This is a genomic window from uncultured Alcanivorax sp. (assembly GCF_947258575.1).
In the GTDB taxonomy this organism is placed as follows: Bacteria; Pseudomonadota; Gammaproteobacteria; order Pseudomonadales; family Alcanivoracaceae; genus Alcanivorax.
This window is the reverse complement of sequence record NZ_CAMYIV010000004.1, coordinates 156,218-177,464: the sequence shown is the minus strand read 5'-3', so window position 1 is coordinate 177,464 and position 21,247 is coordinate 156,218. Positions and strand designations below refer to the sequence as shown.

Here is a 21,247-nt window from a genome sequence, read left to right as displayed (position 1 = left end):
TCAAACCGACAAGGCAGCCGCATTCTCATGCCACCGAGATACCCGCTCATGAATGAGCGGGCATATGCCTGCCAAGCAGCATTTTCCGGACATCCCCGTTTGTCTGCACACTGAGCACCAGCAGATAGCAGGAGAGGAACAGAGCTCCCCCGAAAAACGCGCACAGCGCCAGCCCGATCCCGGAAAGGGATATCCCCTGCCGCCACAGCACCCAGAGTGCCGAAAGCGCCAGCATGAACATGAAATCCAGGTTGAATTGGCCGGGCCACTCTATCGCCGCCATATCGGCGAAGAAGACCGTCAGCAAATTCATTCCGTGATTCCCCACCACAACCGCGGTGTACGCGGACAGAATCACGAGCATGGCGACAAGCAAACTGCGAAAAAAGATCATGAACCTCACCTCCCAGACGCCGAGAAAACGATGATTTTATCGGTTTTACGCTGGTATACCATTACCTGTGAGGTAATGGCACAGATTGCTTGCCCCCCGCCCTATTGCCTATGGAAGGGGGTAACGGATCGTGGCCCTCGCTGATGATTCACAGTTGGCCCGGATCAATCAGGATCTTGGCGTGCTGCTCCGGATTCCCCAACGCGGCAAAGGCGTCGTCCACTGCGGACAATCCCACCGTGCCGGTAATCATCGGCCCCACATTCACTTTGCCTTCGGCGATCATGTGTAATGCATCGCGGAATTCGATGGGCATGTAGCCCAGGGTAAAACGCAGATCGATTTCCTTGTTGATGGCATTCACCGGGAAAAAGTGGTCCCGCTTCATGCAAACGCCCACCACTACAATGCAGGAACGCAACGGCGCATCCGCGACGATGCTCTCGATCATTCCCGGAATACCGACGCACTCGAAAATCACCGGCCGCTTCGGATTGGTCACCCCCGCCACTTCCGCCGCTCGCCACAGGGGCTCCCAGGGCAACGGCGTCATGCGCAGCATGGCCATGCCATCCAGAGCCATGTCGAACAGCTGCGGTGCATTCACCACAAACCCGCGTTTCTCAAGGCCTTCATAAGGACTGCCTTGTGACGGGTCTACCACCACATGAGCCCCCATGGCCTTGGCCAGGTTGCGCCGCGTCGGCGAATAATCGCTGGCGACGATATGACGCACCCCCTTGGCCTTGAGCATGGCAATCACGCCCAGACCGATCGGCCCACAACCGATCACAATCGCCGTGTCACGACGGCGGATCTCGGACCGATTCACCGCATGCAGAGACACCGCCATGGGTTCGGTCAGGGCAGCGTGGTCATCAGAAATGCCGTTGGTTACCGGAAAGGCCAGCGACTCTTCCACCAGCACACGCTCGGCATAGGCGCCGGGCGCCTGAGTGGACAAACCTGTCAGGTGTGCCACCCCGTTATTGCGACGCATGGGCATGGCCACAACACGTTTTCCTGGCTTCCAGCGACGGTGCGTTTTTGCACCGTAGTCTGCAATCTCCCCCACAAACTCATGCCCCAGCACCACATGCTCATGACTGCGCATGATATGCGGATAGCCAACGCGCTCGGTGGCCTCCGCCAGCTCATCCGCATGATGCCGGGCATGCAGGTCTGACCCGCAGATACCGCAGCGCAACACATTCAGCAGGATCTGACCTTTGCCGGGCTCCGGCTCAGCCACATCCTGAACCTGAAAATCTCCGTGATGACAGACAACCGCTTTCATGGCCTCTCCTTCGGGCAGGGATTGATCTTGGGCTTGACTCATGGTTCCACCGGGAAGATCAGGAAGACAGGTCGGGGGGAGCCAATAACCTGTTTATCCGGAAAGCACGTCAATGCAATAGCCTTGCTAGACCACCCAAAAAAGGGATGCCAGCGGAGACAGTGCCGCCGGGCCGAGAAGGAACCAAAGCACCAGACACATGAACGATTCACGAATCCAGTTGCTCCAGTAAGACCAGCGGTCAGAAGACCGGTTTACCACTCGAGCTTTCCAGACAACCAACACAGGCTCAATGCCTGCATTGTTAAGGAAATTAAAACGGCGAGTCATACAGCCTGACCGGTGCGGGATCACCAGGCGCGCCAGCCAGAAAACGGGAAGCAGGATGATGACTGACCGCCCGATGGCTTCCCCTAATGGCACTACCAGAGAAAGCATCAAAATAAAGAAACCTGACAAACCGACAGTCAGACCCCAGGTTTTGCCCAGCCCCGTGCTCACCGAATCCACTGCACCGCTGTTGTCCATTACCTCACTACCCCTCTTCTTCTCCCGCGCTACCCCACCCTTCAGCATGGACCAAGAGACGTTTTTTTAATCGGTGAATCCAGTAAAGCACTGGCCATAGCCCCGGACAACGTCAAGAACAAAGAAAGACAGGCTGCCCTGCATTTACCGGATTCCCCTTTTTATCGTCTATTCCATTTCAGAAAAAATAAGCGTCAGCTTCAAATTTTCCAGCTCTTCCAGGCAGTAACTATCACGCCCCGGGGCGGGGTTTTCCACGCTGACCAGAACTGCATGGTAAGGGTCGGGAGCAATCCATTCCTCGGTGGCGAAGGTGTCAGCCAGTCTCGCCACTTCCCGGTCACTCAAGGTATAAACAAAGTTAGGCGCGCTTCCATGCCTCCCCTGAGTGAATTGTCCGGCAGCGGAGAGCCGCTCATGGTATTCACGAAAGCTCAGATGCTCGTCATCAATGATGGCCGAGGGGGCCTCTATCCCACTGTGGGGTGTGCCATCCTCCATTGTCGGCACGACTACCGACGGCGGCGCAAAATTCAGCCAGGCAATAAAGGGAGTGTCGGCCTGGCAATTGGCGTTATCAGTATCAGGGTGCGCCTCGCCACTGAGCGTTGCCTTGATCAAGGTACGGGGCTGGCCATCCCGCGTGATTTCGCTTAAATCAAACAACAGCCACGCATGGTGTTCCACGTTCACATCAACCCGGCAGCGCGGTCGGGCGCTTTTGGGAAGATCCGTGCTTTCATAACCGACGACCGCCACCGTGGGTTCCGTCAGTCCGGGATACGTCTGCCCAGGAAGGCCAGACACATTCACTCCGCAGAGCACATCTACACCTGCCATCTCCCCCTCATCGCGCATGAAAAGCTGCTGGCGAGCGGTAGGCTCCAGATATCTCACTTCATAGCTGCGGCTTGGGTGGTGGCAGGCGGACAGAATTACCGCCGTTATCAACAACAGTGCGCTTCGCATTGGTCGCTCCTTGTACCCGTTTTCCCCATATCCCTGGGGTTTCCTATCAACCCATGGGAGGCGGATGGAATCCCCCACGCCCACGGCCTTTCAAGCTACCACCGGTATAGCATCCGGATAGCTAGCCAATCCGTGATGCCTTCCGCTAATTCGGCAAGGCGCCAATGCAGGACATGCATATATTCCTGCAGAACCACAAAAGAGGCCGATGAGGTATACAACGGGAGCCGCACAAAGACAGCGACGTACCCCAAATGAGGGATGCGAATGCCCCGGCACCCTGCCAAACTCGATTTGTAAAATAGCTTTTAATGTCGCCATCCAGCGAAAAAGGCGGGGATCCATCCGCTGGGTGCCATTAGCAGCTCCTGAACCACAAATAGGCTCATCGTAGCGCGCCCCCTCTATGGTTCCGCCAGGCATGGCGGGTTTCAACTCCATTCGGCGCACAAGGCCCATTCACAAAAACAGGATGAATCTATGTACCGCCCTTTCTGGCTACTGATTTTTATTGTGATGCTTTCGGGCTGCGCGAAAAACTGGTATTCGACCATTTACGACGGCGATTTGAATACCGTACAGACACGCCTGGACAGAGGAGCGGATCCAAATGGTCACTTTGAAAATGAGAGTTATCTAGTTTCTGCCGTGCGTTCCGACAATGAGCAAATAGTTCAGGCATTGCTCGAAGCCGGGGCTGATCCGAATCTGGCCCTGGGCAAGTACGCCGGGACGGTAGCCGGAATGAGGCCACTGCACTTCGCCAAATCAGCCGAGGTGGTGGAAGCACTTGTCGAGGCCGGGGGCGATCCGAACATGACCCCGAGCAAGGACGGCTGGGAGGGGTTGGACTTCGGGATGCGGCCACTGCACCTCGTCTCATCAGCTGAAGAAGTGAGGGCGCTTGTCGAAGCCGGAGCTGATCCGAATGTATCCAACAGCCGGGGAGTGACGCCACTGCACAAATCTTCAAATTCAGCTGAGACGGTAAGCGCTCTGCTCGAATACGGTGCCGACCCTGAAGTGACGGATAATAACGGGTTTAGGCCTGTGGACCACGTGGAATACGGCTTGATTGTCGCCCGTGCAGAAGCGGCAAAAGCCGACGGGGTAGTGGCCGACCACTATAAACGCGAAATCAGCCGACTCAAGACCGTCCTGGAAATCTTCGGCCGCACACCGATCACCCAAGAACAATCATGGGAACAATGGCCGGACGTGATGGCGAAGCTCTACCCGGATCAGGCGACGTCCCGGGCCATGGAAACGCTTACCGCCAACGGGACCATCGGCATCAAATTCAAAGAGGAAAGCGGCGTCCCGATAGTGATAGCGCTGGTTCCCCAAGGGCCAGCAGCACGCAGTAAACAGATTCAGGAGGGTGATTTTCTTATCGGTGTGGCACCGAATGGTGGCGATGACATTATTGACCTGGACGGCCTCAGCCTGGGCGACACCATGGAGCTGATTCGCGGTAAGAAGGGCCACCCGGTGACACTGGTACTGCAGAGCAAGGAAGCCAGTCAGCCCCACCAGGTCACAATGACGCGGGGCAGCATCACTCGTGAACAATGGCAGGCCTTTAATCAAGCACAACAACAAAAAACCATTCAGTCACTGGTGATACAGGACAATAGCGGTCAGTACCTGAGCCCCTACACCTCCGATGGGGTGGTGACCGAGTGGGTCAACAAGGCTATCAATAACCAGATGGGCAGCGCCACTGGCTCCGCTGTGGGCGGTGTCGCCGGGGCCTACGCCGCCAACAAGGCGCTGGAGAGCGTGCCCGGAGGCAGTTTGATTGGCGGCTTCCTGGGCTCCAAAGCGGGCAAGGCCGTGGGCACCAAGATGGCAGACGATGTCTCTGGCGGTGACACCTACCGCCGCCAGACCTCGGATCTTTCCTTCCGCAGCCTGAACGACATGGCCTCCTGGCTCAAGAAAGAACATGGCGACAAAGCCAATTTTGCAGAAGTCACCAAAGCAACGGATGCGGTCTATCCCGGATTGCTGAAAAATCTGGAGGGTCTGTGAGCAGCTTGAGCAGCCTTACTCCAACTTCAACTCACTTGTCACAGGGAAAGGCCCCCTCTTCCCCAAGCAACGGGCCGAGGGCGGGAGGATCAGATGACGACGCCCCGCCTCCCGTTCAAAGCTTCGGTTGATATTGAAAACAGGTGTTCTGCCATGGATCGTGTCTCGCTATTACTGTTTATATCGTTCCTTCTGGGCGCCTGCGTGCCCCGAACAATGAATATGGCTATTCATAACGGCGACCCCGTTGCCGTACAGGAGCACCTGAATGCCGGCACCAATCCCGACGGCGCCGACGCCGTGATTCCGTATTTACACTCTGCCGTCCGAAGTCACAAACCTGATCGTGAACAGGTCATTCGCGCTCTGCTTATGGCCGGCGCAGACCCCAATATGCGCAGCCACGGCCACACACCTCTACACATGGCCGCCAGCGCGGAAGCTGTGAATAGCCTCATCGAATACGGCGCAGACGCTACCTTACGCACCGAGCAGGGCGCGCTGCCCGCCGATAGCATTGAAAAAAATTTGATCATGCAGCGTTCGGCCAGGGAAAAATCACGCGAGGAATTTTACTGGACCCCCAGCCTGGATGCCCTGCAAGAACGTCATATAAATCACCTCGAGGCGGCACTGGAAGCCCTTGGGCGCACACCGATCACCGAAGACCAGGCCTGGGACAAATACCCGCAGATGATGGCGTCCATGTACCCCGGTGGCGCAACTCCGCCATCGCAAGCGACAGGCTCCACCAATCCCGGCGCCCAGCCAGCCCCAATCGGTAATAACTCCGGCCGCTACCTGAGCCCCTACACCTCCGATGGGGTGGTGGCCGAGTGGGTCAACAAGGCTATCAATAACCAGATGGGTAGTGCTACCGGCTCCGCCGTGGGCGGCGCCGCCGGGGCCTACGCGGCCAACAAGGCGCTGGAGAGCGTGCCCGGAGGCAGTTTGATTGGTGGCTTCCTGGGCTCCAAAGCGGGCAAGGCCGTGGGCACCAAGATGGCAGACGATGTCTCTGGCGGTGACACCTACCGCCGCCAGACCTCGGATCTTTCCTTCCACAGCTTACGGGATATGGCCACCTGGTTGAGGGAAGAGCATGGCGACAAGGCTAATTTCGCGGAAGTTAGCAAAGCCGCCAACGCGGTCTATCCAGGATTGCTGGACGCCATTTCTGGCCAGTGACCGGAATGCAAATTTTTAAATATTTCAACTCGCTTTGGGGCAGTTACAGTATGATATTAACGATCAGATTAGCCCGCGCACTGAGGAATGCTCGAATATATTTTACGTTACCCGGCATTCTAATAATTACATGCCTGCATGGACTATTATCCGGTTGCACTTCATATGCTACATATGAACTGCAAAATGCAGTAATACAGAACGATCTTCCCGCCGTCCAGCAGAGCCTGAGCCAGGGTGGTAACCCCAATGGCAAAGGGGGAACCGGTCTTACTCCCTTGATGTTCGCCTCTTTAAGTCATGCTCCCGAGCGGGAAAAAATAATACGAGCATTACTCGCCGACGGAGCCGATCCCAACAAACCCGTTACGAAAAGCGGTAGGAGTCAAGGTCAAACGGCACTGCATATTGCGCGATCTGCTGAAGCGGTTGAGGCGCTACTGGAAAACGGCGCCGACCCCACCCTGCGAGATAAGCAAGGCAGGCTCCCGGCGGACGTGATTGAAATGTATATCGTATGGCGTCGTGACGCACCTGGACTTGAAGAAGCGGTAGCTCAGAGTGAGGCAGCACTGGAAATTCTGGGTAGAAAACCCATGTCCGAGACACAAGCATGGGAACAGCACCCGCAATTGATGGAAGAGCGAAAACAATGGATTGCCAAGCGCGTACAACGTGAAAAGTTGATGCAGCGCGCCAATGAGGGAAAGCCCGCCGTCGCCACAGCAGATACCTCTGAAAAAACGCCCGCGGACACTCCCATCATTCGGAATAACTCCGGTCGCTATCTAAGCCCCTACACCTCAGACGGTGTCGTCGCCGAGTGGGTCAACAAAGCGATCAACAACCAGATGGGCAGCGCTGCTGGTTCCGCTGTAGGCTCCGCGGCCGGCAACTATGCTGCCCAGAGAGCTTTGGAAAACGTTCCCGGCGGTGCATTGATCGGTAGTATCTTCGGCTCTATGGCGGGCAAGACCGCGGGCAATAAGGTGGCCGACGATATCTCTGGCGGTGACGCCTACCGACGCCAAACCTCGGACCTTTCCTTCCACAGCCTAAACGATATGGCTGCCTGGCTCAGAGCAGAACATAGCGACAAGGCCAATTTCGCGGAAGTCACCAAGGCAACCAATGCGGTCTATCCTGGATTGCTGGACGCCATAACAGGGCTGTGAGACTTTCCTTGCCTGCAGATTATGCGTGCTCTATTTTTTTCCTTTATGGATAGCCTCAATGAAAGCCTTTCTTGTGCTCATGTCAGGATTCATTGAAACCTAACGCTGAGCAAACCGGCGCTACGTCAGTGGCGTCCGGTGGAGGGCCAAAGCCCCGGAACAACCTTAATGGCCTTGTTATGTGGCATGCCCTACAGCCCGAGCAATTTTGATGCAATCGAATCAAAATGAATGCCGAGATAGAGCAAAGCGGAAAGATTAGCAAACAAAATCGTTGGAACAAGCCAAAGAACTGCTGCAAGGGAACCTTCGTGTAAGTAGATGAAGACCTGAAACATAAAAAGCCCAAGATAAAGATCTATTCCTATCTTCTTACCCCAGTGAAACTCCGCAATCTTGCGAATGGTGCGAAATATGTTTTCCTGAAAACTACAGTAAACGCTATATGCTAGAAATGCTGCGAATGCCACCCAGACGACAAGCTTTAAAATTCCCAAGTTACCAGTGAATGAGAAAATATCAGGATGCCAGTTAAGGTACAGGGCGGCGGTGGCAAATATCGAATAGACCGACCATGAAATCGTGTTCGCCGACATTAGGTGTATCCTCCTGTGTGTGCCACATAACGCCTATGCTAATCGGACGCAGCTTGCTGTGGTCCGCTTGAGCAAATTGTTAAATCCGTCTGCATCAGTCGGTAATAAATCACCTGAATCAGGGCTCCGTACAAGATGCCTGTTACTTCCCATACGTAAGCAGGAAAGCCACTTGCCCAACCTATAGCGCTCGCCCCAACTACAGCGCCATAAACAGCCCCTAAAACGACACTGATAATGAGCACTTGAACGCCGACAGGCAGCGAAAGAGCCGCCCAACGAAGAAAAAAATCTCTACCGTCACCCTGGCTGTTAGTTCTATAGAGCCGTTTCATTCCCCAATACTGCACTCCCGCGAATGCAATGAACCCCAAAGCCTGATATCGAAATCCGTACTCCAATTCAGCCGAGCAGGTAACCACAACAGGAATAGAGATATAGCCTGCAAATAACATGCTATAAAGAAGCAAGTGATTGAAAGCCAAATCATCTGTCACTTCGCCTCTACTCAGCTTCTCAGACAATTCACCAGACCTGAGGAAATACACTCCCCTAAACATAAACCCCCTTACCATTTAACGCCCGGCACATCGCCCCAGCTGCCGATTATTAGAAGTCACGCGGGCAAACCCTCATTTATAAATTCAAGTTCTGCTGTGAGCAGTGCATTCGCAGGTATGATGCCGGGAACGCCCTGCTCGCGATAAGCAAGATGGGGAGCAATGCGCAATATTCGCCTCCCTCCGACATGCATACCCTCACACCCGTAAAACAAACCAGCAATAAGTTGCTCCCTGTCTATTCGAACATGAGTGACGAGTGTTTCTCCGTTATCATTTAGCTCTGCTGGTGATGTACCCCAAACCCTTTCCCAACGTACTGACTCGCCTCTATGAAGCCAGATTTTTAAGCGAATCTTATACCAGTTGTGCCGAGCGACTGGCGCCCCACATCCTGGTACATCTTCAATAATTTCAATTCCGGTACGCATCTTTCAGACTTCTAACGCCCGCCATCATGCGCTTGTCGCATGCATGGCATTGTTATAAATTCTCACCATTTACCCGATTACTAAAACTAGAGTGATGAATTGCCCAATAGATGAAAACCACAATCAACGGCCCTTGAAAAAGGCAGCAAAGCGACCAAAACCATGGTTTCGTCCCTAGAAACAGTTTTGGAAGAGACTTGGCATCCTTATATATCAAAGGAGCCAGAACCAAGCCAATAAAGAAAGAAAATCCCAAATAGCTTAAAGCAGCAAAAATTTGTGTTTCATCCATCAACTTCCCCCTAGAATTTATAACGCCCGGCTCACCGGGTAAATTTTTGATGGCGGCCTTTGTGCGGCTTTATGCACAAAGGGTGACAGCGGAAATTTATCCGGTGCAGCCGATTGTTATGCACTTTGGTCATGTTTAGCCTGCCAAAACGTTATCTGGTATGCCTCGAAGTTATATTGATCATCCGGAATATGAAACTCGACAATGCACGGTTTATCTGGAAAAAAGTAGCTAAGCCTTGCTTCATATGTTTCTTTTAGGGCATTACCCAAGAAAACCAGCTTGTCAGGTGATATATCTTTTGACCCCAAATGGATGAAAGACAGGTGGAAATGGTTCATAACCCATTCAACGGACTTGGGAGTAGCACCCTCTCTAGATTCGAACCCTTTCAAGTTTCTTAGATACTCCTCATGCAAGGGCTCTTCTGCTGCAAGAATATAGCCCTTGTGCTCAACAAACTTAGGGCAAAATATCTCTGTATAACCTACGGCTAGAGAGTAATCCCCGGCACTATCCAGCCAGGTCTCTAAATCTATCCCATCCCCACCATTCCAAGCCTGAAGTTCTTCTTTCATGCTTTCCGGCATGCTCACTTAGGCCTCCCCCGTGCATAACGCCCCGCGCAGCGGGAAAATTGTAGCGACGAAGGAGCGGAAATTTGATCCGTCTGCCGCGGCTTGTTATATCTCTAGCTCACTGCCACTAATACAACCCACCCAATTGGAGCGGCCAACCATCGAAGCAAGTTCGCATTGGGGCGCCAAATACAAAAGGCGGCGATCGCCAGTAAAGACGGCACAAGCCGGTAAATTACATATACGCCGAACCCCCAATCTCTGTACACGAGAGAAAGAACGACCTCCGCCCACCATTCTGGCTCTGCTTTATCCAGAAGCCTAATTATTGCTCTGGCAATGAACCAATATCCCAGGAAAACGGAAATAGCCCTAAGGCCTTCCTCAATTTTCTTGCCACCAACATCATTCCATTCGCTAAGTTTTTTCATCTCACCCGATATAACGCCTGAGCTCAGGGGCGTTTGAGTCGACGGGTGCTTTTGCGGCAGCAAAAGTGCCTGGCGAGTCAAACGTCCACTGCAGCGATTTGTTAGATTTCTTATGGCACATCAAAGATTTTTTGCCAATCCCATGGACCGCCGTTATTAAACTTACCTTCTTCATCAGCGTCCCAAGCACCAATAAAGTCCTCTGTTTGCCCTTCGGTCATTGTTGCTGACAAATTAAAGGGCCTAGGCATTTTGCGTCTTAAATAGTCGAGACGGTAAGAATCTTCTGAATCATGAAAGGTTAACCCTTCAATTTCAAAGGTCGACAGCTGCGCAACGCACTCCCTATTAACCACGAACATTGAAGGATCGGCATTCTTGGAGAGGGACTGTTCAAGTAGTTCCGTATTGAACTGGGCCAACTCTGACAGAATGGTAAGCAATTCATAAAGATCGTATTCACCGTCCAGAATCGAGTCCCCACTTGCCGGCGCACGATATGAAATCACCTCACGCTGCGCCTTCAACTGCTGCGCGAGCTCCTTCAAGCGTTTCGCTGTAGCTTGATCAAGCTTGGCGAGCCAATCAAAAGCTAAATTAATGGCTCGCGAATGGGAAATCGAGATGAGGTCTCCACCTGACCACTCAACTGTGGGCAGCGTGTAAACAACGGCCCTCATCAAAGACAGCGCCGCGTAGTATTCGTAGTAAGGATTCGCAATTCTGAGTCCCGTTTCAGAACTGTGCTCAAGTGCATTCGTCAGAACAGTGGCATTCAATATCATCTTTGTGCAGAGATACGTACGGCAAACCCATGCTGAATTTGCTTCAACGTCCCAAGCCTTGGTCAAGCCTGAATATTGTGTAAGTACACTTCCCGCAACCCGGGACAGTTTCTTCTCCGAGCAAACATCGAATAGCTCGCGGTACGAATACCACCATTCACGACCTGCGTATTCCACTTCATCTCCCAAGAAATCTAACAGCGTATTAAATTGCAGATGCGATATATCACTTCGCTGTATATCCCAGACCTACCCCACCCGAAGGATCACAGCAAACTGGCTACCGATCAGCAGCTTACCGCAAAATTACGAATCGCTCTCAACAGATTTTTCTTGCACTTGCGTGTTGAACGGGAATTTTTACTCGGACTTTTCTTGCATCCTCTTTTGCTAAAACCAACCTTATCTCAGCAACTTACAAAGTTCTGTAAGCCATATCTTACAAATTCAACTTGCGCGCTGATGAAAAACGGGACGCTACCCCCGACCTGGAAGGCCGGGGATATAAGATTATCGCTGTAACCCTGCTACCTTCTCCTTCGAAAACACCCCATAAAGACTCGGCAACACCAACAAGGTCAACGCCGTCGCCGATACCAGCCCACCCACGATCACCACCGCCAGCGGCCGCTGCACTTCACTGCCAACCCCGGTGGCCAGCAACATAGGAATCACCCCCAGCATGGAGGTCAGCGCGGTCATCAGTACCGGGCGCAGGCGGGAGACAGCGCCTTCGAAGATGGCGGTGTCCAGCGCTTCGCCATCGCGCAGCCGATGATTGATGGCTTCCACCATCACCACCCCATTGAGCACCGCCACCCCGAACAGGGTGATAAAGCCCACGGAGCTGGGCACGGACAGGTACTGGCCGCTGAGGGCCAGGGCGAGGATGCCGCCAATGAGGGCCAGGGGAACGTTGACCAGGATCAGGGCGGCCTGGGCGACTGAGCCGAAGGCGAAGTAGAGCAACAGGGCGATCAGCCCCACGGCCACGGGCACCACCATGGCCAGGCGTTGCTGGGCGCGCTGCTGGTTTTCGTATTGGCCGCCTATATCCACGCTGTAGCCGGCGGGCAGGTCGACGTCGCTGTCGATGGCGTTCTGAATGTCGGCCACCACGGAGCCCATGTCGCGGCCGGCCACGTTGGCCTGGATGACCACGCGACGTTGCACGTCGTCGCGGCTGATCTGGGGTGGGCCGGAGACCAGGGACACATCCGCCACATCCATAAGCCGCACCCAGGCACCGTCGGCGGCTTTGAGGCGCAGGTTGCGGATGGCTTCGGCGTCCTTGCGGGCGTTCTGTTCCAGACGCACGTAGATGTCGTAACGTTCGTTGCCGTTAATCACCTGCCCGGCGCTGCCGCCACCCAGGCCGTTGCTGACCAGATCCATGACCTGATCCACACTCAGGCCGTAGCGACTGAGGGCGTTGCGGTCCGGGGTGACGACCAGCTGGGCTTCACCGGCGATCTGTTCCAGTTGCACATCGGTGGCGCCATCCACGGCTTTGACGACCTGAGTGATGGCTTCGCCTTTTTCCTGGAGCACGTTGAGATCCGGACCGAACAGTTTGATGGCCAGTTGCGCCTTTACGCCGGAGAGCAGTTCGTCCACGCGCATGGCGATGGGTTGGGAAAAGTTGAGAAGCAGGCCCGGATGCACATCGAGCTTTTGCTGAATTTTTTCCTGCAACTCAAGGCGATTGCTGGCGCTCTCCCATTCATCTACAGGCTTGAGACCGATATAGATTTCCACGTTGCTCACCGGTTCCGGGTCGCCACCGATTTCGGCACGCCCTACCCGGCTGAGCGCGTAGGTGACTTCCGGGAAGGCCATGATTTCCTTCTCCAGTTTTTTCCCCACGTCCAACGCAGTATCGAGACTGGAGGACGGCGCCAGCGTCACACGTAACGCCAACGTCCCCTCTTCCAGCACCGGCACGAATTCAGTGCCAATAAACGGCGTGGTAGCCAGCGCCAGGGCAAACAAACCCACCGCTCCACCGACCACCACTTTACGGGCCTGCATGGCTTTGCCCAGCAGGGAGCGATAGCGGGCTTCCAGCCACTGCATCAGTTTGTTGGGTTTTTCTTCCACGCCATTACGGAACACGAACCCGGCCAGTGCCGGCACCACGATCAGCGCCACCAGTACGGCGGCGGTCATGGCGAGCATGATGCTGATAGCCATGGGCACGAACATCTTCGCTTCCACCCCTTCGAAGGCGAACAGGGGCAGGAACACCACCAGGATAATGCTGGCGGCAAAGAACACCGGCCGCGCCACTTCCTGGGCGGCGTCTTTGACTCTCAAGGCGATGCCGCCCTGTGAATCGTGACTGCCCTCTTTCTGGCTCAGGTGTTTGAAAATGTTTTCCACCATCACCACGGAGCCATCCACCAACATGCCAATGGCCACGGCCAGGCCACCCAGCGACATCAGGTTGGCAGACATGCCCAGGCTGGCCATCGCCAACAAGGCCAGACCAATGGAAAGCGGAATGGACAACAGTACCAAGGCCGTGGCGCGGATGTTCATCAGGAACAGAGCCAGCACGATGACGATAAACACGAAGGCCAGCAGCAAGGCGGTGACCACGGTGCTCACCGCTTTTTCCACCAGATCTGCCTGGTCGTAGAACACCTGGAACTGCACACCGTCCGGCAGGGCCTGCTGGATGCGCGCTTCGCGGGCCTTGATGCCATCGATGGTGGCCTTGGTATTGGCGCCCATGCGCTTGAGCACGATGCCGGCTACCACTTCACCCAGGGCTTCCGGTTCGCCGTTGGCTTCACGGCGGGTCATGGTGAGGGCGCCCTGACGGATCTCGCCGCCGAATTCCACTTTCGCCACATCGCTGACGCGCACCTGGGTGCCGTCCACTTCCTTGAGGGGAATGGCGGCAATGTCACCGAGCCCTTGCTGGCCGCTGCCGACCCAGCCCATGCCGCGAATCACCAATTGCTCGGCGCCGCGATCCAGATACCAGCCACCGGCGTTGCGGTTGTTGGCGGCGATGGCATCCATGACCTGTTGCAGGCTCAGGTCGTAGGCCAGCAGCCGGGTGGGGTTCACGTTGACCTGATACTGGCGCACTTCACCGCCATAGCTGAGCACATCGGTGACGCCACCCACCGGCATGAGCAGCAGTTTCACCACCCAATCGTTGAGGCTGCGCAATTGCATGGCATCCACATTGGAGCCGGGCTCGGCGGTGAGCAGGTATTGATAGACCTGACCCAGGCCGGAAGTGTTGGGGCCCATTTCCGGGGTGCCGACGCCGTCGGGAATATCTTCCCGGGCGGCCTGCAAGCGTTCGAAAACCAGCTGGCGGGCGAAGTAGATATCGGTGCCTTCCTCGAACACCACGGTGACGATGGACAGGCCGGTTTTGGAGATGGAGCGCACCTCTGCCACCTGCGGTAATGCATACATCACCGCCTCGATGGGGTAGGTGATGAGCTGTTCCACTTCTTCCGCGGCCAGGCCTTCGGCTTCGGTGTTCACCTGCACCTGGACGTTGGTCACGTCCGGGAAGGCATCCAGTTTCAGATTGGGGAGTTGCCAGCCGATCACGCCGATGGTGATGATCAGTAGTAGCAAGACAATGAGGCGGTTGTTCACCGCCCAATCGACAAGTCGATTAAACATGACGGTGATCCTCAGTGATTGTGAATATCGAAACCGGACTTGGCCATTTCACTGGCCAGGAAAAAAGCACCGCGAGTGACCACGCGTGTGCCTGGTTCCATGCCGGTGACGATGCGGCGGTTTGCCAACTGGCCATGGAGCTCAATTTCCACTGGCTTGTAGCGGCCCGGTTCTTCTTCCACGAACAGTTGCCAGTCGCCATCGGCGCTTCGGGTGAGCGCCTCTTCGGGCACGGTGAGCGCGCCATGCGGCGCCGCCAACGACAACGCCACATCGGCGAACATGCCCGGGTGCAACAGGTGGCCGGCATTGGGAATGGCCACGCGCACGGCAAGGGTACGAGTCACTGGATTCAGACGGTGGCCGGATTGAATCACCCGGCCCTCCACTGAGGTATCACCCACGATCACTCGCGCCGGGGTGCCGGTGGCAATTTGCAGGCCGGGGCTCGGTGGCAGGGCCGCTTCTGCCCACAGTTCGGATTCATCCACCAGCGTCACCAGGGCGCTGCCGGCCGTGAGCCACTGGCCTTGCTGAAAAGCATCTTCCAGCACCAGGCCGTCATCCGGGGCGGTGAGAGTGTAGACGCCCTTTTCGCTGTTGCCGGCTTCGATGGCGGTGATGGCGTTGTCATCCAGGCCGTAGCCTTTGGCACGGGCGCGCAGGGCCTGATAGTCGCCACGGGCATCCAGGTAACGCTGGTTGCCCACGGTGCGACGGCCCAGATTGTTGACCCGCCGCCAGGCATCGGCAGCCACCTGCAAATCACTTTGCAGTTGCGCCATGGCCGGGCTGAACAGGGTGGCGATGGGCTCGCCCTTTTCCATGTGCTGACCCAGGGTAGCGCTGCGCGATTGCACCTGGGAGTCGATGCGTACCGGTACTACCCAGGTGCGATACTGGTTGCTGATAATTTCTGCCGGGACGGTCAGGGTCCGGGTGGCGTTTGCTTTCGGCTGCAAGGTGATGACCTGCAGGTTCAGCATTTTTTGCTGTTCCGCGGTTAGCTCCAGGACAGTTACTTCCTCATGGGCGTCTTCGGATGCACCGCCGTGGTCATGGCTATCGTGGCCGGCATTGTCGTCCGGTGCCGGTTGTTGGGTATGTTGCTGTTTTTCGTTGCTTTCGTTGTGGGCATGGGCGTGGTTTTCTTCGCCCCAAGCGGGGAGAGACAACGTCGCCAGCAGCGCTATCGCCAATGGCTTTTTCTGAAGTTTCATTTTGATTTTCATAAAATTTCCAATTTTTTTGTAGGCGCGCCGTTAAGGGCGCGAAGAAGTTGGCACCGCTTGTCGCAGAAACCATTCGCGCCTCAAGTGGCGCTCCTACAGCAATTGTTAAGGTCAGTCGTAACCTGATGGATTAGTTCGCCAGCTGATTCAGCCAATCGTTGAGCTGGGCACTTTCCCGGAGCCATCGAACCCAGGCCTGTTGCATGGCTTCGCGCAGGGCGATACCGGACAGGCGGGTATCGAGACGCTGGTTAAGAGCCTGCAGGTAGTTCTGGGTGGTGAGCTCGCCTTGTTGCCAGACCCGTTGCAGCAGCGCATCGCTGCGAGACAAGGTGTCGCCGGTGAGTTGCTGCCAGGTTTGCCAGCGCTCACGACGCTGCTGGTAATCGCGCAGGGCACCGTCCAGGCGAGCGGCGATATCGGCGCGGGTTTTCTCCAGCAGGGCACGGCGGGCATCGCTGTCGGCCAGGGCGGCCTGGTATCGCTCTTTACCGGTATTAAAGAGCTTCAAGGGCAGGCTGATGTCCACGCCCCACAGGTTATCGTCGCCTTCCTTGCCGACACTGACACCCAGGGTGGGATCGGCCCGGCGCTGCCGGCCCGCCACGGTGGCGTCCTGCTCGGCCAGCGCCAGCTGCTGCTGGGCCAGACGCAGATCGAAGCTGGCCGGCAAGCGTTGTGAGGCATCGGTACTGACGGCAACCGCCTGCCAATGGCGAGCGGCCGGTAGAGGTTGGCCCGGCTGGGCACTGGCCAACACCTGCCGCAGCCGGGTGGCGGCAGCGGTGGCGTCGCTTTCCGCTTGCGCCATGGTCTGTTGGGTCTCGGCCAGGGACAGCCAGGCCAGTTGTGCATCCACCTGCCCCAGGTCGCCGGCCTGTTCGCGGCGGCGTATCAGGTCGCTGAGTGCAGACAGCTGCTGTTCCTGTTGTCGGGTGGCCGCCAGGCGGGCACGGGCGGCATCGAATGCCACCAGGGCATTCAGGCTGTCCGCCACCAGGCTGGCGCGGGCCTTGTCGGCACGCAGTTGCGCCAGGCTATCGCGTACCGCTACGGCATCGCGGTTGGCGCGGGCCTTGCCGGACCAGTCCAGGGTCTGGCTAAGGCCCACGGTTCTGGTGGTGTCGGCACTGTCTTCATAGCCGATGTTCAGTTCCGGGTTATAGAGCGGCTGGGCCGCATCGCGGTTTTCCGCCAGCCAGCGTTCCTGTTCGGCATTGATGGCCCGGCTGGCGGGCAGATTGTTGATCTGTTGTTGCAGCCAGCCGGCCCACTGGCCGGGGGCAGTTTCTGCCTGCGCGCCGGTGGCGCACAGCAGCAGTAGCAGTGCGCAACGGCGCACTACTGCGGACAGACTTTCCATAGGAAAGCTCCTGATCGGTTATCCGGAATCTGTCGCGCTCAGGCGCGACTCAGGGTCGGGAAAACGATCAGGCGATGGGAGGGCGGAACGGATTGTCAGCCGGGGCATCCGGCAAGGGAGGGCGCAGCGCCAGCACTCGGGCCGGCGGCGCGGGCAACCGTGCGGGGGCGCAATCCGCGCTGGCCATGAAACCATGGCACTGGCAGCAGTGATCACCACCGGCATCGAGCACATCCAGCTGAGCGGGAGCGGCGTCGAGCTGCTCCATGGCCACGTCGGCATCGTGCTCATGATGCATGGCATCAAGCACCAGCACGTGTGTGCAGATGATCAGCAGCAATGTCCAGACCAGTGCCTTCATGGTGCCTGCCGTGGGTTGAGGGGTTTCTACTGTGCGAATAGTGAAGACCCCGGTCAAGGGATTTAGTTTCATCCGGTCATTCACAGCCAGCACCGCAGGAGGCAGAGTAATGGCCCCCTTTATCAGACGAGAGAGACCATGAGCCGCCTGGAAGAAGTCCGTGATTCCGTTCTTGCCCACCCCCTGCATAGCGCCTGCGAGCTGGAATTGCTGAGCGCCGGCGAAGGCCGCAGCGAGGTGCGGTTTGCGGTGAACGATTTCACCGCCAACCCCATGGGCGCCCTGCATGGCGGCATTGTCTACGCATTGATGGACGTGGCCTGCTTCTTTGCGGTGGTGCCATCACTGTCCGCGGATCAACAACCGGTGACCATCGAAACGCACAGTAGTGTGTTGCGCGCGGCCATGAAAGGCGAAAGCGTGGTCATCCGCGCGCGGCTAGATCGACTGGGCCGCACTCTGGCAGCCATGCGGGCAGAAGCCCTGGCGGTGAATGCCAGTGGCGAAGAGCGCCTGATTGCCACCGGCTCGGTGACCAAGGCCATTACCACTGTCCGCTAGCGCCGCTTTTCCGCCAAATCGGGGCATCCCTGACAAACGGCAGAACAGGCAGCATGACTGGGACCAAGCACGACCTGCCATCAATTGTCAGCACCGAGACCCGCGAGTATCGTCAAAGATGACGGCCCGGCGCAGCCTCCCCCCATCATATGATGTCGCACTGCGCCCGGATGGCCACGGATGAGGATCGCGATATGTATCAGGTTATGCTTGTCGATGATGAGGATTACATCCTCAAGGCCCTGAAGCGCACCATCAACATGTACACCGACTGGGACGTGGAAACCTACCAGGATCCACGAGAAGCCCTGCGTCGGGCACGTACCACCGTTTTTGACGCGGTTATTACTGATTACATGATGCCCGAGATCAACGGCCTGGAGCTGTTGCAGGAACTGCGCGATATTCAGCCGGACACCATCCGCATCCTGCTCACTGGCGTGATTGATATCGAAACGGTCATGTCCGCCATCAACAAGGCCGGCGCATTCCGCTTTATTCCCAAACCCTGGGATGACGAACAATTACTGGACAATATTCGTGAAGGGCTGAAGTTCCGTGACATTCTGCTGGAAAATCGGATTCTGGCGGAAACCGTTCGCGAGCAGAAAAAAACCCTGCGCAGTCTTGGCTATGAAAGCTGATCACGGCTAGCCAAATACGGGAAGGCGTTTTCCATGGAAAGCATCATGAACAAAACCGATATCGGTTTCGGCATGGAGGCGCAAGGGCTGTTCCTGGTGTCTTCCACTGTCATCCTCCTTATCATCATCTTCTTTCTCTATAAAACCTATCGCACCTCCATCAATGTGGAAGCCAAGCTGGCGGAGTTTGCTTCGCTGACGGATAACCGCTTCGGGCGCAAGATGCACCTGATCGAGGTCAATGCGGACGAATACAAGCTCAACAAGAGCCTGCTCGGCCCCCTGGCTCGCATCATTGACGAGTATTGCGTGCTGACCACAGATAACCAGGGCACCATCACGTTTGCCAATGGCAAGTTCCTGTCACTCAGCGGCCACGCTTTTTCTCATCTGGTTGGCAAAAACGAGAGCATCAACCACCCGAAAAGCCATGACAGCAACCTGCCCACCATGCAGTGCAAGCATGCAGCGAACGGGGTCTGGAATGGCGAGGTGTGCAATCAGCGGGCCGATGGCAGCCTTTACTGGATGAACATGTTCCTGTTTCCGCTTTCCTATATTTCAGATGAGGATGATGGCTATATTTACTTCGGCACGGACATTACCGATATCAAGACGGAGAACAATCAGCTGATCCAGGAGGTCAAGGAGAAAGACCAGAAGCTGAGCCATGTGGAAACCATGTTGCTGCACTCTGAAAAGATGGCCTCCCTGGGCACTATCTCTGCGGGTATTGCCCATGAGATCAACAACCCGATTGCCATGCTGTCTTCCAACCTGAATCGATCACGAGAATACATGGACGCCATGTCACGCGTGATCAATGGCTTGCAGAAACGTATCAGCGACGAAAAGTTCGAACAGTTTCTGCAGGTTGAAGCCAATCTTAAAATTGACCCCAATAAACTTCGCTTCATTCTGGAAGATCACCCTGCGCTGATTGATGAAACCAGCGAGGGCATAGAACGCATCAAGCAAATTATCCGTGATCTGAAAAATTTCTCGCACAATCAGCCGGAGCACTTCTCCCCCACCAACATTGCCGCCTGCATCGCCACATCCCTGAATCTGGCCAAGCACGAGCTGAAGAATCGCATCCATGTCAGCCATACCAACCTGGAAACCCTGCCATTGATTCCCGGCTCGGAAAGCCAGCTTTCCCAGGTTTTCATGAATCTCTTCGTGAATGCGGCCCAGGCTATAGAGGGCAAAGGCACCATCACTATTACTGCCGACTGTGATGACCAATGGTGCACGCTGAAAGTGGCCGATGACGGGCCCGGCATCCCCGGCGAGACCCTGGAGCAGATCTTTGAGCCGTTCTACACCACCAAACCCATCGGCAAGGGCACCGGGCTGGGCCTGTCGATTTGTCATGACATCATTCGCCACCATGGCGGCTCCATGACCGTGGAAAGCCACCCCGGCACGGGCACGACTTTCTTTATCAAGCTGCCACTGAAACAGTCTGAAAAAGTTCATGCAGCCTGATTATGTGTACACCCTCACCACACCGGAAGGCGAGCAACAACGCATTGCCATCGAGCTCGCAGATGACACCATCGCCATACCGGACAGTTTCACCCCGCCTGCATGGGCAGAGCTGACTTACCATCAGTGCAGCCACTGCCCGCTGGAAAAAGAGACGCATCGCTATTGCCCCATCGCGCTCAACCTGGCTTTTCTGCTGCCGGAGTCGGCGCTGGGTGACTCTTTTCAGCCGGTTTCCGTGCAGGTGGAGACGCCACAGCGGCAGTACAATCAGACCAGCACTCTACAGCGGGCGCTCAGCTCTCTGTTTGGTCTGATTTGCGGTCTCAGCGACTGCCCACACACGCGCTTTCTGCGGCCGATGGCCAGATTCCATCTACCGCTCAGCAATCAAACGGAGACCCTGGTGCGCACCGCCAGCTTGTATCTGCTACAGCAGTATATGAATGGCCATCAGGAGAACGACAAGTCACTGGCAGATCTCAACGCGCGCTACGCAGCGCTCAACGAGTTGAACCGTTGCTTTACCAAACGTTTGCGCGGCAAACGTCAGTCCGATGCGCCCATCAATGCCCTGATACTGCTGCACGTGACGGCCCGGGAAATGCATTGGAATCTGGAGGAGGAACTGGCAAGCCTGGCGCCGCTGTTTGGTGATGACAGCGACGCCTGAAGCTTGTTAG

Annotated in this window: 21 protein-coding genes; 7 read left to right on the top strand and 14 right to left on the bottom strand. The window is 56.1% G+C overall.

The window, feature by feature from the left end:
• Positions 1 to 46: 46 nt before the first annotated feature.
• From Q0Y02_RS04315 to Q0Y02_RS04300, 4 genes are all read right to left on the bottom strand, one after another.
• Positions 47 to 394, bottom strand: a complete 348-nt coding sequence (locus tag Q0Y02_RS04315) for a hypothetical protein (RefSeq protein WP_035245456.1) — start codon at positions 392 to 394, stop codon at positions 47 to 49.
• A gap of 148 nt (positions 395 to 542) precedes the next feature.
• Complete coding sequence (locus tag Q0Y02_RS04310) at positions 543 to 1,733, bottom strand: zinc-binding dehydrogenase (protein WP_297764851.1); 1,191 nt, start codon at positions 1,731 to 1,733, stop codon at positions 543 to 545.
• Between the two features lie 84 nt (positions 1,734 to 1,817).
• Entirely contained in the window at positions 1,818 to 2,219 is a 402-nt protein-coding gene (locus Q0Y02_RS04305) for a hypothetical protein (RefSeq protein ID WP_297764849.1), read from the bottom strand.
• Positions 2,220 to 2,387: 168 nt separating this feature from the next.
• Positions 2,388 to 3,188 carry a hypothetical protein gene (locus tag Q0Y02_RS04300; protein WP_297764847.1) on the bottom strand — a complete coding sequence of 267 codons (801 nt, stop codon included), beginning with the start codon at positions 3,186 to 3,188 and terminating at the stop codon, positions 2,388 to 2,390.
• Positions 3,189 to 3,668: 480 nt separating this feature from the next.
• Here Q0Y02_RS04300 and Q0Y02_RS04295 point away from each other — a divergent pair, with 480 nt between their 5' ends.
• The 3 genes from Q0Y02_RS04295 (at position 3,669) to Q0Y02_RS04285 (ending at position 7,585) form a co-directional block, all read left to right on the top strand.
• Positions 3,669 to 5,222: an ankyrin repeat domain-containing protein gene (locus Q0Y02_RS04295; RefSeq protein WP_297764845.1), complete on the top strand. Its 1,554-nt coding sequence runs from the start codon at positions 3,669 to 3,671 to the stop codon at positions 5,220 to 5,222.
• Positions 5,223 to 5,444: 222 nt separating this feature from the next.
• The gene (locus Q0Y02_RS04290; protein WP_297764842.1) at positions 5,445 to 6,410 is read left to right on the top strand and encodes an ankyrin repeat domain-containing protein; all 966 of its coding nucleotides are present in this window, start codon (positions 5,445 to 5,447) and stop codon (positions 6,408 to 6,410) included.
• A gap of 5 nt (positions 6,411 to 6,415) precedes the next feature.
• A complete protein-coding gene (locus Q0Y02_RS04285) occupies positions 6,416 to 7,585 on the top strand; it encodes an ankyrin repeat domain-containing protein (RefSeq protein ID WP_297764839.1) in 1,170 nt (389 codons plus the stop codon).
• 191 nt (positions 7,586 to 7,776) lie between these two features.
• Here Q0Y02_RS04285 and Q0Y02_RS04280 read toward each other — a convergent pair whose 3' ends face one another.
• The 10 genes from Q0Y02_RS04280 to Q0Y02_RS04235 all read right to left on the bottom strand — a co-directional run bounded on the left by Q0Y02_RS04280 (position 7,777) and on the right by Q0Y02_RS04235 (position 17,940).
• The gene (locus tag Q0Y02_RS04280; RefSeq protein WP_297764835.1) at positions 7,777 to 8,181 is read right to left on the bottom strand and encodes a hypothetical protein; all 405 of its coding nucleotides are present in this window, start codon (positions 8,179 to 8,181) and stop codon (positions 7,777 to 7,779) included.
• A 38-nt stretch (positions 8,182 to 8,219) separates the two neighbouring features.
• Positions 8,220 to 8,678 (bottom strand): hypothetical protein, encoded by a 459-nt coding sequence (locus Q0Y02_RS04275; RefSeq protein WP_297764833.1) that lies wholly within the window; start codon positions 8,676 to 8,678, stop codon positions 8,220 to 8,222.
• Positions 8,679 to 8,797: 119 nt separating this feature from the next.
• Complete coding sequence (locus Q0Y02_RS04270) at positions 8,798 to 9,172, bottom strand: FKBP-type peptidyl-prolyl cis-trans isomerase (protein WP_297764830.1); 375 nt, start codon at positions 9,170 to 9,172, stop codon at positions 8,798 to 8,800.
• Positions 9,173 to 9,224: 52 nt separating this feature from the next.
• A complete protein-coding gene (locus Q0Y02_RS04265; RefSeq protein ID WP_297764827.1) occupies positions 9,225 to 9,464 on the bottom strand; it encodes a hypothetical protein in 240 nt (79 codons plus the stop codon).
• A gap of 116 nt (positions 9,465 to 9,580) precedes the next feature.
• Positions 9,581 to 10,060 carry a hypothetical protein gene (locus Q0Y02_RS04260; protein ID WP_297764824.1) on the bottom strand — a complete coding sequence of 160 codons (480 nt, stop codon included), beginning with the start codon at positions 10,058 to 10,060 and terminating at the stop codon, positions 9,581 to 9,583.
• A 523-nt stretch (positions 10,061 to 10,583) separates the two neighbouring features.
• Positions 10,584 to 11,435, bottom strand: coding sequence for a hypothetical protein (locus Q0Y02_RS04255; RefSeq protein WP_297764821.1), 852 nt, complete (start codon positions 11,433 to 11,435; stop codon positions 10,584 to 10,586).
• Positions 11,436 to 11,768: 333 nt separating this feature from the next.
• Entirely contained in the window at positions 11,769 to 14,912 is a 3,144-nt protein-coding gene (locus tag Q0Y02_RS04250) for a CusA/CzcA family heavy metal efflux RND transporter (protein ID WP_297764817.1), read from the bottom strand.
• Positions 14,913 to 14,923: 11 nt separating this feature from the next.
• Positions 14,924 to 16,132 (bottom strand): efflux RND transporter periplasmic adaptor subunit, encoded by a 1,209-nt coding sequence (locus Q0Y02_RS04245; protein ID WP_297764814.1) that lies wholly within the window; start codon positions 16,130 to 16,132, stop codon positions 14,924 to 14,926.
• 142 nt (positions 16,133 to 16,274) lie between these two features.
• Entirely contained in the window at positions 16,275 to 17,507 is a 1,233-nt protein-coding gene (locus Q0Y02_RS04240; RefSeq protein ID WP_297764811.1) for a TolC family protein, read from the bottom strand.
• 67 nt (positions 17,508 to 17,574) lie between these two features.
• Positions 17,575 to 17,940 carry a hypothetical protein gene (locus Q0Y02_RS04235; RefSeq protein WP_297764809.1) on the bottom strand — a complete coding sequence of 122 codons (366 nt, stop codon included), beginning with the start codon at positions 17,938 to 17,940 and terminating at the stop codon, positions 17,575 to 17,577.
• A 66-nt stretch (positions 17,941 to 18,006) separates the two neighbouring features.
• On the opposite strand from Q0Y02_RS04235, the gene Q0Y02_RS04230 reads away from it, so the two are divergent.
• The 4 genes from Q0Y02_RS04230 (at position 18,007) to Q0Y02_RS04215 (ending at position 21,237) form a co-directional block, all read left to right on the top strand.
• Positions 18,007 to 18,429, top strand: coding sequence for a PaaI family thioesterase (locus tag Q0Y02_RS04230; protein WP_297764806.1), 423 nt, complete (start codon positions 18,007 to 18,009; stop codon positions 18,427 to 18,429).
• 194 nt (positions 18,430 to 18,623) lie between these two features.
• Positions 18,624 to 19,073: a response regulator gene (locus Q0Y02_RS04225; RefSeq protein ID WP_297764804.1), complete on the top strand. Its 450-nt coding sequence runs from the start codon at positions 18,624 to 18,626 to the stop codon at positions 19,071 to 19,073.
• 45 nt (positions 19,074 to 19,118) lie between these two features.
• A complete protein-coding gene (locus tag Q0Y02_RS04220) occupies positions 19,119 to 20,564 on the top strand; it encodes an ATP-binding protein (RefSeq protein ID WP_277672503.1) in 1,446 nt (481 codons plus the stop codon).
• Entirely contained in the window at positions 20,554 to 21,237 is a 684-nt protein-coding gene (locus Q0Y02_RS04215; protein WP_272975381.1) for a hypothetical protein, read from the top strand. Before Q0Y02_RS04220 ends, Q0Y02_RS04215 begins: the two co-directional genes overlap by 11 nt.
• The last annotated feature ends 10 nt before the right edge of the window (positions 21,238 to 21,247 follow it).